This window comes from Salinisphaera hydrothermalis C41B8 (genome assembly GCF_000732535.1).
Classification (GTDB): Bacteria; Pseudomonadota; Gammaproteobacteria; order Nevskiales; family Salinisphaeraceae; genus Salinisphaera; species Salinisphaera hydrothermalis.
In genome coordinates this window covers 41,580-53,551 of the sequence record NZ_APNK01000020.1, presented here as the reverse complement: position 1 = coordinate 53,551, position 11,972 = coordinate 41,580, and the positions used below count along the sequence as shown (strand labels likewise).

The window sequence follows — 11,972 nt, the reverse complement described above, 5'->3', positions numbered from 1 at the left end:
GCCTATTGGAATAGGCTCTAAACGGCTTGGTCGCCGCTGTCGCGGGAATGACAGTCCGCAAATAAACGCAAACGGGCGCGCAAATGCGTTTGACGGCTGTGTTGCGCAACGAGTCAGCCGTTCGTTTTACTTGCGGGGGGGGCGGCGCTCGATGCAGCCAGCAGGCGCCTGCCAGAGCGTCACGAGATGTCGCACGTTCGTTCATTGTGCGCCAAGCCTCGATATCAACGATTGGCGCTCGTTCGCGTTTATTGGCGGACTTTTTCGTCGAACGAGAACAGCGGTCTAACCGGCGACCGCTTCCTCGGCCTCGTTGAGGCGCGGTGCGCCCAGCTTGTCGAGCAGCTCGGCGATGCGTTCGATGCGGGTGGCCACGTCGGGCATGTCACGGAAGAACACCAGCTTGGAATCGCCTTCCAGCCGATAGGCTCTTGGATCGGCCTGGACGAGGGTGATCAGCGTGGCCGGGTCCACCCGGCTGGCCTTACCGAAATGCAGGCGGCCGACGTCCGGGCCGGCTTCCAGCTTGGCGAGCGCGAGCGGCGCCGATTGCAGCTTGAGGCTGGTGGCCGCGAACAGATTTTCGGTCGGTTCCGGCAACAGGCCGAAGCGATCGATCAGTTCCACCTTCAGCGCGCGCAGGGCAGCGCCGTCCTTGGCCGCACTGATGCGCTTGTACAGCACGAGCCGGATATGCACGTCCGGAATATAGTCCTCGGGCAGTAGCGCCGGTACGCCGAGTTCCACCTCGGTCGCGCTCATGAGTTCGTCGGCATCGGCCTCCGGTACTTCGCCGCGCTTGTACGCGGCCACGGCCCGGTCGAGCATCTGGCGATAGAGATCGAAGCCGATCTCCTGGATCTGGCCGGACTGGCCTTCGCCCAGCAGCTCGCCCGCGCCGCGGATCTCCAGATCATGGGTGGCGAGCGCGAAGCCGGCGCCCAGATCGTGCAGCGAAGCCAGGGCGTCGAGCCGCTTCTGGGCATCCGGGGTCATCGATACTTCATCGGGCGTGAGTAGATAGGCATAGGCCCGATGATGCGAACGCCCGACGCGGCCGCGCAGCTGATGCAGCTGGGCGAGGCCGAAGGTATCGGCCCGATCGATGATGATGGTATTGGCGCTCGGCACGTCGATGCCGGATTCCACGATCGTGGTGCAGAGCAGAACATCGAAGCGTCGGTGATAGAAATCGAGCATCACCTCTTCGAGTTCCCGTTCGTGCATCTGGCCGTGGGCGATGCGGATGCGGGCCTCGGGCAGCAGCTCGGCCAGATCGCGCGCCTTGCGCTCGATATCCTTGACCTTGTTGTGCACGTAATAGATCTGGCCGCCGCGGCGCATCTCGCGGCGCGCGGCTTCCTGCAGCAGCACGCCGTCGTATTTGGATACGAAGGTCTCGATTGCCAGGCGGGATTCCGGTGCCGTAGCGATAATCGACAGATCGCGCAGTCCCGACAGGCTCATGTTGAGCGTGCGTGGAATCGGCGTCGCGGTGAGCGTGAGCAGATCGACCTGGGCGCGCAGGCTCTTGATGCGCTCCTTGTGGCGCACGCCGAAGCGGTGCTCCTCGTCGACGATCAGCAGGCCCAGCTTCTTGAAACGGATGTCCTTGGCCAGCAGACGATGCGTGCCGATGACGATATCCAGCTTGCCGTCGGCCATTTCCTCGAGCAGCGTGTCGCGCTGTTTGCCCGTGCGCATGCGCGAGAGCGCGCCGATCTTCACGGGCCAGTCGGCAAAGCGATCGGCGAAGCTCTGGTAATGCTGCTGGGCGAGCAGGGTGGTCGGCACGAGGACCGCAACCTGGTAGCCCGACGACACGGCCACGAACGCCGAGCGCAGTGCCACTTCGGTCTTGCCGAAACCGACATCGCCACAGACCACGCGATCCATCGGTGTGGCGCGCGATAGATCGGCCATGACCTCGTCGATGGCGCGCTGCTGGTCGGGCGTTTCCTCGAATGGGAACTGGGCGGCGAACTTCGCGTAATCGGCCTCGTCGGGCGCCATCGCCACGCCGGGCGCCGACTCGCGCTTGGCCTGGATTTCGAGCAGATCGGCGGCGGTGTCGCGGGCTTGTTGCGCCGCTTTTTTACGTGCTTTGGCCCAGCGATCGTTGCCGAGACGGTGCAGCGGCGCGGTATCGGCATCGCCGCCGGTGAAGCGATGTACCAGATGCAGCGAGGCCACCGGCACATAGAGCAGGTCGCCGCCGGCATACTCGATGGTGACGAATTCGTTCTCGATACCGCCGGCCGACAGCTTGATCAGTCCCTGATAGCGGCCGACGCCATTGTCCTGATGCACCACCGGCGCGCCGGGCGCCAGGTCGGTGAGCTCGCGAATCGCGGTTTCCGGATCGCGGACCGGCGCACGGCGGCGTTTCTTGGCCGGCGGCCGGGCGCCGGTCAGCTGATTCTCGGCGATGACAGCGAGACCGTCGGCCGCCAGCACACAGCCGGCTTCCAGCGGCGCGGCGGTCACCGCGATGCGCTTGTTGTGGCCAGTGAATTCGGCCCAGCCCTCGACGCGCGCCGGTGCCAGGCCCAGCTGGCTCAGCCAGTCGCGCAGTGCTTCGCGGCGGCCGGCGGAGTCGCCGGTGATCAGCACCCGGCCGTCGAAGGTGTCGAAGAAATCGCGCAGGGCGCGCCCGGTGGCGGCGACGTCCGCGCCCGCCAGCTTGGGCACGCTCTCGGCCGCGAACGGGGTATCCCCAGTCTCGCCGTCGATGATGCGCGCACCGGTGTATTCGTCGAACGCCGATTTCAGCCGCGCCGGGGTAACGAAAGCTTCGTCCGGGGGCAGGATCGGGCGCTCCGGATTCACGCCGCGCTGTTCGTGGCGATCGACGATCGCGCGCCAGGCGGTGTCGAGCGCGCCGGCGACATCGCCGAGCTCGATCACGCCAGCGCCGGCTGGCAGATAATCGGTCAGCGAGGCGATCTCGTCGAAGAACAACGCCAGATAAGATTCGATGCCGCCCGGCGGGATACCACGCGAGATATCGCGATAAATCACGCTCGTACCCGGATCGCCGTCGAAGCGCTGTCGATAGCGCTGGCGGAAGGCCTTGATCGCGTCTTCGTCGAGCGGAAACTCGCGCGCCGGCAACAGCCGGATCGAATCGATCTTTTCGGTCGAGCGCTGGGTTTCGGGATCGAAGGCGCGGATGGTCTCGATCTCATCGTCGAACAGATCGAGCCGATAAGGCTGATCCGAGCCGGTCGGATACAGATCCATCACCGCGCCGCGAATCGCGAACTCGCCGTGCGTACGGACTTCCGAGACCGCGGCATAGCCGGCGGCCTCCAGGCGCTCGCGCAGGGCATGGAAATCGAGCCGCTCGCCCACCGCGAACGCCATGGCGCGACCGTCCACAAAGGCATGCGGCGGCAACGGCTGGAGCAGGGTGTCGGCGGCGACGATCAGAATACCGCGCTCCATGCGCGGCAGGGCCAGCAACAACGACAGCCGCTGCGACACGATATCCGCGTGCGGCGAGAAGACGTCGTAGGGCAGCGTTTCCCAGTCCGGGAAGTGATAGACGCCGAGATCGGCCGGGGCGAAGAACTTCAGTTCTTCTTCCAGGCGATAGGCGCGATGCTCGTCGGCCACGACGGCGACCGTCAGGCCATCGCGCTCGGCCGCGCACGAGGCTAACGCCAGCGCCGTGGCGGCGCCGGCGAGGCCGGTCCAGTGCGCGGCTTCGCCGGGGTTGAGCGGCGGCGGCGCGAGCGGACTCGGGAGTGCGGTTTGGGGCTTGGTTTCTGCCATCAGAGGGCGCGGATTATTGCATAGCGGGCGGGCCGCGGCGAGTGCGGGCGCGGTGGGCGATCAATCGCGATAGCGTCGCGTGAGATCGCCGAACGCATCGATGCGCCGGTCCCGGAAGAACGGCCATATACGCCGCAGCGTCTCGGTGCGATGCGGCTCGATGTCCGCAATGAGCAGCTCGGCCGTGTCGCCGGCTTCGGCCAGGGTTTCGCCCTGCGGGCCGAAGACGAAGCTGTGGCCCCAGAACCGGATTTCGGTCCCCGCATCCCCTTCCACGCCGACCCGGTTCGAGGTGATCACTGGCAGGTGATTGGCGATGGCATGGCCACGCTGCACGCCTTGCCAGGCGCCGAGCTGGCGCGTCTGTTCATCCGCATCGTCGGTGACGTCGTCCCAGCCGATGGCCGAGGGGTAGATCAGCATCTCGGCGCCGGCCATGGCCATCAGGCGCGCGGCCTCCGGGTACCACTGGTCCCAGCAGACCAATACGCCGAGCCGGCCGATCGAGGTATCGATCGGCGTAAAACCGAGATCGCCGGGGGTGAAATAATATTTCTCGTAGTATTCCGGATCGTCCGGGATATGCATCTTGCGATAGCGCCCGGCGAGGCGACCGTCGGCATCCAGTACCACGGCGGTGTTGTGATACAGCCCCGGCGCGCGCCGCTCGAACAACGACGCCACCACGACCACGCCCGCGGCCCGGGCGGCCGCGGCGAGCCGGTCGCTGGTCGGGCCGGGTATGGCTTCCGCGTAGTCGAAGATCGCCGGGTCCTCGCGCTGGCAGAAATACGGTGTGTTGTGCAGTTCGGGCAGCAGCACCAGGGCGGCACCGGCCGCGCCGGCTTCGGCCACGGCCTGCTCGGCGCGGGCCACGTTGGTTTCGACATCGGGCACGCAGGCGTACTGCGCGACCGCCACGGTCAATTTACGGGATTCAGGCATAGGGAATCTGCATGGCCGCGCAATGCAAGCCGCCGTGCTGGCGGATGAGGGCGCGGCTGTCGATGGGAATGATTTCGCGATCGGGAAAACAGTGGCCGATGATCGCCGCGGCCTCGGCATCGGCCGGGTCGTCGAAGGCCGGCACGAGCACGCAGCCGTTCGCGATCAGGAAATTGGCGTAGCCGGCGGGCAGGCGATGGCCATCAGCCGGATCGTATTGCGGCGCCGGCAGCGGCAGTTCGACCAGCGTGTACGGCTCGCCATGCACGTCGCGCAGTGCCGACAGTTCGCCGGCCATGGCCGTGAGTTCCGCGTGATGGGCGTCGCCCGGGTCGGCACAGCCCTGATGGATGATCGTATCCGGCGCAACGAAGCGTGCGAGCGTGTCGATATGGCCGTCGGTATCGTCACCGATCAGATCGCCATGGGTGAGCCAGTGTACCCGGGTCGCGCCCAGCGTTTCGGCTAGCACGGCCTCGGCGTCTTGACGCGTGAACCCGGCATTGCGCCGGCCGCCGACCAGACAACGCTCGGTGGTCAGGATCGTGCCCCGGCCGTCGGATTCGATGCTGCCGCCCTCGAGGACGGTCTGGCTGTGGGCGTATTCGCCGTCGCCGAAGTGGCCGGCGTCATACAAGGCTGCCGTCAGCGCATCGTCGTTTGCGGCATCGAAGCGCCCGCCCCAGCCGTCGAAACGGAAATCCACGAACGTGCGCCGGTTGTCTTCGACGAGCGTGATGGGGCCGGTATCGCGCGCCCAGATATCGTCCGCGGGGACGCGCGCGATCCGCGTGTGTTCGGTCGGCAGCGAGCCCGCGCGCTGCCGGGCGGCGATATCGTCGGCGGCCTCGGCGTCCGCGGCCACGATCAGGACCTCTTGACGCGGTGCGAGCACTACCGCCATGGCTTGGATCACATTGCGGGCGGCGGCGAGGCCGTTGCCCCAGTCGCCGCCGGCGCGCGGCCAGACAAGCAGAGTGGCGCTCTGAGGCGCCCATTCAGGCGGCAGGAGGCGGTCGCTCATGGGGTGTCGTTCTCGAGCTGTCGGACGTGATCGACCGGTTCCGGGTCGGCGGGCACGACGGTATGGATTACACGGTTGCCTTCGAAATAAACATGGTAGCCGGCATAGTTCCAGCGGGTGATCGGCGGACGGCCCACCGGCCCCCGCCGTGACAGTGGCGCACCGTAACGCGCGCGGACGTGGCGCATGGTTTCGCCGCGCTGCGGTGTGTCACCGATCCGGATGGGGTGGTGCCGAGCGGCGCGCACCGGCGCCCTGGCCGCGGGCGCGGCGGTTGGCGCATCGGCGGTGTTCGCGGCTCCGTATTCATGGCTGGCATAGTCCGCCGCGTACAACGCGGGCGGCGTCGCCATATTCAGCAACAGGAGGGCGGCGACGTGAACTAATCGCCGTCGATATGTTCGTATCATGACCCATCCACTACCGGAGCACGCGATGCGCAGCTGTGCCGATCGTCGTCTGTGTGATTTAATGCGCGGCCATGTTTAGACCGCTCGAACTGGCGCTCGGCCTGCGCTACACGCGCGCCAAGCGGCGCAATCATTTTATATCGTTCATCTCGTCGATATCGATGGGCGGGATCGCGCTTGCCGTGATGCTGCTGATCACGGTGTTGTCGGTGATGAACGGCTTCGAGTCGGAGCTGCGCAACCGCATCCTCGGCATGGCCGCCCACGTCGAGATCCAGTCGACCGACGGCGCGCTCCAGGGCTGGCAGGATTTGCGCAAGGAGGTCGACAAGAAGACGCCGCAGCTGGTGGCCTCGGCGCCGTATGTCTCGGGCCAGGGTATGGTGCGCAGCGGCCGCTCGATTTCGGGCACGCTGATCCGCGGCGTCGTCCCCTCGCGCGAGAAAGATGTGTCGGATGTGGCCAGCCATATGGTCGCCGGCTCGTTCGATTCGTTGAAGGGCGGCACCTACAACATCGTGCTGGGCGTCGACCTGGCCAATCAGCTCGGGGTGGGCGTCGGCGACAACGTCGACCTGCTGATCCCCGAGGCCAACGTTACGCCGGCTGGGATCGTGCCGCGCTTTCGGCGTTTCCATGTCACGGGGATCTTCTCCGTCGGCATGTACGAATACGACAGCGGCATGGTCCTGATCTCGATGAAGGATGCCCAGACGCTCTATCACATGGGCGACGGGGTGTCCGGGCTGCGGTTGCGGCTCAAGGACATGTTCAAGGCGCCGCAGGTGTCGCATCAGCTGTCACAGATCCTGCCGTATCGCTATCGCGTGACCGACTGGACCCAGCAGAACGCCAATTTTTTCCACGCCGTGGCGACCGAAAAGACGATGATGTTCATCATTCTGTCGCTGATCATCGCGGTGGCGGCCTTCAATATCGTGTCGATGCTGGTGATGGTGGTCACCGACAAGCAGGGCGATATCGCGATTCTGCGCACGCTCGGTATGAAACCGCGGTCGGTGATGGCGATCTTCATGATCCAGGGCATGCTGATCGGCGTGATCGGTACCGTGATCGGCGTGATTCTCGGCGTGCTGCTGTCGGTGAACATGGAGTCCATCGTGCCGTTCGTGGAGAAGGTACTGCATACCAATCTGCTGTCGGCCGACGTGTACTACATCAGCCAGCTCAAGGGCGAGCTGCACGAATCCGATGTGATCCGGATCTGTGGTCTTTCGTTGGTGCTGTCGTTCCTTTCGACGCTGTATCCCGCCTGGCGGGCGGCCCGTGTCCAGCCGGCGGAGGCGCTGCGCTATGAGTGATGCCACCGATCATCTGGTGCTGTCGGCCAAAGGGCTGACCAAGACCTTTACCGAGGTGCGCGAACCGATCACGGTGCTCGACGGCGTCGATCTCGAGGTGGCGCCCGGCGCCCGCATCGCTGTGATCGGCGCCTCGGGCTCGGGTAAGTCGACGCTGCTGCACTTGCTCGGTGGGCTCGATGTACCCACCCAGGGCACGGTGCACATCGCCGGGCAGGACATGACGCAGCTGTCCGATGCGGCCCGTGGGCGCCTGCGTAACGAGAAGCTGGGTTTCATCTACCAGTTTCATCATCTGCTGCCGGAACTGACCACCGTCGAGAACGTGGCCATGCCGCTTTTGATCCGGCGCGGCCCGAACGGACCGGCGCTGCAAGAGGCGCGCGAGTTGCTGGAGAAAGTCGGGCTCGGCGCGCGGCTGGAGCACAAGCCGACCGAACTCTCGGGCGGCGAGCGCCAGCGTGCGGCCGTGGCCCGCGCTCTGGTGACCCGGCCGGCGGCGATCCTGGCCGACGAGCCGACCGGCAATCTGGATCACCGCACGGCGGCGAGCGTGTTCGATCTCATGCTCGAGTTGAATGCCGATCTGGATACCAGCCTGGTGATGGTCACCCACGACCGCCAGCTGGCCCAGCGCATGGACCAGATCTGGACGCTCACCGATGGCCATCTCGCGCCTGCGGAGCTGTCCGAGCTGGCCTGATCGACTGGCCCGGGCAGGCGCGAGGCGGCATGCTTGCGGTATGGACACGCATGCCGCCGTAATACGATAAGTCGTCATGACCGGTATCTTCCGGGCGATCGCGGCGCTGCTGGCGAGCGTCGCACTGCTGCAGTTCGGTAATGGTCTCTACAGCACGCTGCTGACGCTGCGCGGCGCGAGCGAAGGCTTCTCCACACTTGTGCTCGGCTTGATCATGTCGGGCTATTTCGTCGGTTTCGTCGGCGGCACATGGACCAGCGGCCGACTCATCGCACGAATGGGTCATATCCGCACCTTCGGCTTCTGTGCCGCGATCGCGGCCTCGATCGCGCTGATCAATGCGATCTGGATCGACCCGTGGTTATGGATCGTACTGCGCGTGATCTACGGTCTGGTGTTCATCGCGCTGATGACCGTGATCGAAAGCTGGCTCAACAGCCAGGCCGGCGCCGGCAATCGCGGCCTGACCTTCGCCTTGTACATGGTGGTCAATCTCGGCGCGCTGGCGCTGGCGCAGCAGGGGCTGCGGATCGCGCCGATCCACGGCTTCGTCCTGTTTTCCGTGGTCGCCATTTTCATCAGTTGGGCGCTGTTGCCGATCACCAGCACGCGGCGCGTACAGCCGACGGTCGTGGCCCGGCCGAAAAGCAGCCTGCGGACCTGGCTCGGTTTCGCGCCGCTGGCGGTGGTGTCGGCGGGGCTATCCGGCCTGGCCATGGGGGCGTTCTGGGGGCTGGCGCCGGTTTATGCCTACCGGCTGGGGTTCGACACCTCCGGCGTCAGCGTCATGATGAGCGCGACGATTGCGGGCGGGGCGTTGTTGCAGATTCCGATCGGGCGCTTCTCGGATCACGGTGATCGCCGGCGCGTCATGACGTGGGTGACCTTTGCGGCTGCGGCGCTCGCGGCACTGATGCCGTGGGCGCCGAATCATATGTTCGTGATGGTGCTGTTCGGGCTGTGGGGCGGGGCGGCGTTTTCGTTGTATCCGCTGGCGGTGGCGCAGCTCATCGATCAGTTGCGCCCGGAGGAGATCGTGGCCGGTTCTGCCGATATGCTGGTCGTGCAGGGGCTGGGCTCAGCGCTCGGCCCACTCATGGCCGCCGCCGTGATGTCGTGGCTGGGGCCGCAGGGGTTGCCGTGGTATATCGCGATCGTTCTGGCTGCACTGGGCGCCTACAGTCTGTACCGGCGCCGTCGGGTCTCGCCGCTGACGGCCGGCGAAGCCGCCCATTTCGAGCCGATGGTCCAGTCCGGGGCCGAGGCCATGGCGCTGCTCGGCACAGAGCGCCAACTCGAATTGTTCGAGGCGCGCGAACACGATGCCGAGTCGCATGGAAAACCCTGATTTGGCGCCGGTGGTCGTCTCCCGCTAGTCTCGAAACGGAGGCGCCGCGGGATAGCGGGCCGCATTTGGGGGAGATATGAGCCGACCGGTGCCGTCGATCGTTGGCCAGCGTCGTACAGTGCACGGGACACGGCGCGGATGATCGCTCGCCACGCGCTTAGCGATATTCGATTGATCGCCGTGGCGAGCGTGTTGGCGGTCACTCTGATCTATCAGCTGCCCGCGTTGCCCAGCCCGGCATGGGTGCTGTTGCCACTGGCGTTCTGCCTGTTTCGTTTTCCCGGCCGGACACTGATCGCGGTGGTATGCATGGTCGCCGCCGCGACGCTGGTCCAGGCCCGTATCGAAATGGCGAATCGACTGCCGGTCGCGGCCGACGGCAAAATCGTACCGGTCTCCGGAGCTGTCGTCGGGTTGCCCGAGACCGGGCCTTACCGCACGCGCTTCGAAATGATGTCGGATGCCACCGGCCGGCGACTGCGACTGTCGTGGTACGGCGATGCGCCGACGCTGGCGCCCGGCGATTGTGTGCAGCTCAAGGCCAAGCTGTCGACGCCGCACGGTTCCGCCAATCCCGGCGGCTTCGATTACACCGGCTGGCTATGGCGCCAGGGCATCGACGCGACCGGCTACGTGCGCGATTCCCAGCCCTGCCGTGCACCGCCGCGCTGGAGCATCGATCGACTGCGCTATCAGGCGTTGCAGCGTCTGGCGCCGATACTGGCGCAGCGCCCGATGCGCGGCCTGGTCGAGGCGCTGTCACTCGGTGTACGACAACACATCACCGATGCGCAGTGGGCGACCTTGCGGGCCACGGGAACCACACATCTGGTGGCGATTTCCGGACTGCATATCGGTTTGATCGCAGGGCTGCTGTTCGCCCTGGTGCAATGGCTCGCCCTGCGTACACCGGCGGCACGCCAGGCACGGCGTGTGGCCGCGATCGCGGCGATGGCGGGGGCGCTCGGTTATGCAGCGCTGGCTGGGTGGGCGCTGCCGACTCAGCGTGCGGTGATCATGGCGGCGGCGTTCTTTGCTGCCATCGTCGTCGAGCGTGATATCGGCGCCGGGCGTTCGCTGGCCTGGGCCGCGCTGGCCGTGGTGCTGTGGCACCCGGCCTCCGTGATTGCGCCGGGCTTCTGGCTGTCGTTCGCCGCGGTCGGCTGGCTGATCTGGATCGCTACACTCGTGGATGGCGCGTGGTGGCGCAAGGCGCTGTATTTCCAGCTCGGACTGGTCGTCGTACTCATGCCGCTCACGCTCTGGTTCTTCGGTCAGGCCTCGCTCGTGGCGCCGTTGATCAACGCCGTGCTGATTCCCGCTGCCGGTGTGGTGGTGCCCTGCGTGCTGGCCGCGGTGTTGGCGGCATTGATCTGGCCGGCCGGGGCGGGCGGTTGGTTGCTGGCCAAGGTCGCCGCCGGGCTGGCCCTCGTCTGGCCCGGTCTGGAATGGGCAGCGCAGTGGTCGCTGGCCTCGTTTCATCATGTGCTGCCGGGCGCGGTCGCGCTCGGCTGCGCGATGGTCGGCCTGCTGCTGCTCGCCGTGCCCGTGCCGATCCGGATTCGGGCGCTGGGCGTGGTACTCGTTCTGCCGGCCGTACTGGGCTGGCGGCCGGGCGAGACGACCATCGCGCGCCCCCATTTTCGGGTGACCATGCTCGATGTCGGACAAGGCTTGGCCAGCGTGGTGCGTACCGCCCATCACACGCTCGTGTTCGATGCGGGGCCGGCGTATCGCACCGGGTTCGACGCGGGCGCGATGATCGTGGTGCCGTATCTGCGCCGCATGGGCCGGCTGCACGTCGACCGACTGATGATCAGCCACGGCGATATGGACCATATCGGCGGCGCGCCCGCAATCATGGCGCAGGCGGAGGTCGCGCGGCGCACCGGCGCGAAAAGCGGCGCGCCGTGTCGGGCCGGTCAGCACTGGCGCTGGGACGGCGTGGATTTCGACGTGCTTTATCCGACCGCGGGCGAAGCCGCTCAGGCGGGCGACAGCAACGAGCATTCCTGTGTGTTACGTATTCATGCGCCCGGGGCGAGCGCGCTTCTGACGGGGGATATCGAGGCGCCCGGCGAGCGCGCGCTGGTGGCCAATGCGAACGGGCGGCTGGCGTCCGACGTACTGATGGTGCCGCATCACGGTAGCGCGACCTCGTCCTCGGCCGTATTGCTGGGGGCTGCGGCGCCCAAAGTGGCGCTGGTCTCGGCCGGTTGGCACAACCGCTGGGGGTTCCCGCGTCCGAGTGTGGTCGCACGTTACCGCGCCCGAGACATCCCGTTGTTCAATACGGCGACCGCGGGCGCGTTGCTCGTGGATTGGCCCGCGCCGCACCAGCCGCGAGTGGCGCGCTGGCGTGATCGTCACCGGCGCTTCTGGCAGCAGCCGCGCCCGGGCGGGTAGCCCCGTGGCAACCGCGTGATTATCATGCGTCTTCACA

General features: G+C 66.5%; 8 protein-coding genes. 4 read left to right on the top strand and 4 right to left on the bottom strand.

Annotation, left to right across the window (positions count from 1 at the left end; genetic code table 11):
- Nucleotides 1-285: 285 nt before the first annotated feature.
- The 4 genes from mfd to C41B8_RS12715 are packed head-to-tail and all read right to left on the bottom strand — an operon-like array spanning nucleotide 286 to nucleotide 6,099.
- Entirely contained in the window at nucleotides 286-3,777 is a 3,492-nt protein-coding gene (mfd, locus tag C41B8_RS12730; protein WP_037338773.1) for a transcription-repair coupling factor, read from the bottom strand.
- Nucleotides 3,778-3,837: 60 nt separating this feature from the next.
- Entirely contained in the window at nucleotides 3,838-4,722 is an 885-nt protein-coding gene (locus tag C41B8_RS12725; RefSeq protein WP_037338772.1) for a carbon-nitrogen hydrolase, read from the bottom strand.
- Nucleotides 4,715-5,746, bottom strand: coding sequence for an agmatine deiminase family protein (locus C41B8_RS12720; protein ID WP_037338770.1), 1,032 nt, complete (start codon nucleotides 5,744-5,746; stop codon nucleotides 4,715-4,717). The genes C41B8_RS12725 and C41B8_RS12720 overlap by 8 nt, the downstream gene beginning before the upstream one ends.
- Complete coding sequence (locus C41B8_RS12715) at nucleotides 5,743-6,099, bottom strand: hypothetical protein (RefSeq protein ID WP_156962525.1); 357 nt, start codon at nucleotides 6,097-6,099, stop codon at nucleotides 5,743-5,745. The genes C41B8_RS12720 and C41B8_RS12715 overlap by 4 nt, the downstream gene beginning before the upstream one ends.
- A gap of 128 nt (nucleotides 6,100-6,227) precedes the next feature.
- On the opposite strand from C41B8_RS12715, the gene C41B8_RS12710 reads away from it, so the two are divergent.
- From C41B8_RS12710 to C41B8_RS12695, 4 genes are all read left to right on the top strand, one after another.
- On the top strand, nucleotides 6,228-7,478 hold the full coding sequence (locus tag C41B8_RS12710; protein ID WP_037338766.1) for a lipoprotein-releasing ABC transporter permease subunit: 1,251 nt from the start codon (nucleotides 6,228-6,230) through the stop codon (nucleotides 7,476-7,478).
- The gene (lolD, locus tag C41B8_RS12705; protein WP_037338765.1) at nucleotides 7,471-8,181 is read left to right on the top strand and encodes a lipoprotein-releasing ABC transporter ATP-binding protein LolD; all 711 of its coding nucleotides are present in this window, start codon (nucleotides 7,471-7,473) and stop codon (nucleotides 8,179-8,181) included. The genes C41B8_RS12710 and lolD overlap by 8 nt, the downstream gene beginning before the upstream one ends.
- 76 nt (nucleotides 8,182-8,257) lie before the next feature.
- Nucleotides 8,258-9,529: an MFS transporter gene (locus tag C41B8_RS12700; protein WP_037338762.1), complete on the top strand. Its 1,272-nt coding sequence runs from the start codon at nucleotides 8,258-8,260 to the stop codon at nucleotides 9,527-9,529.
- A 138-nt stretch (nucleotides 9,530-9,667) separates the two neighbouring features.
- Nucleotides 9,668-11,935: a DNA internalization-related competence protein ComEC/Rec2 gene (locus tag C41B8_RS12695; RefSeq protein WP_084188938.1), complete on the top strand. Its 2,268-nt coding sequence runs from the start codon at nucleotides 9,668-9,670 to the stop codon at nucleotides 11,933-11,935.
- Nucleotides 11,936-11,972 lie beyond the last annotated feature (37 nt).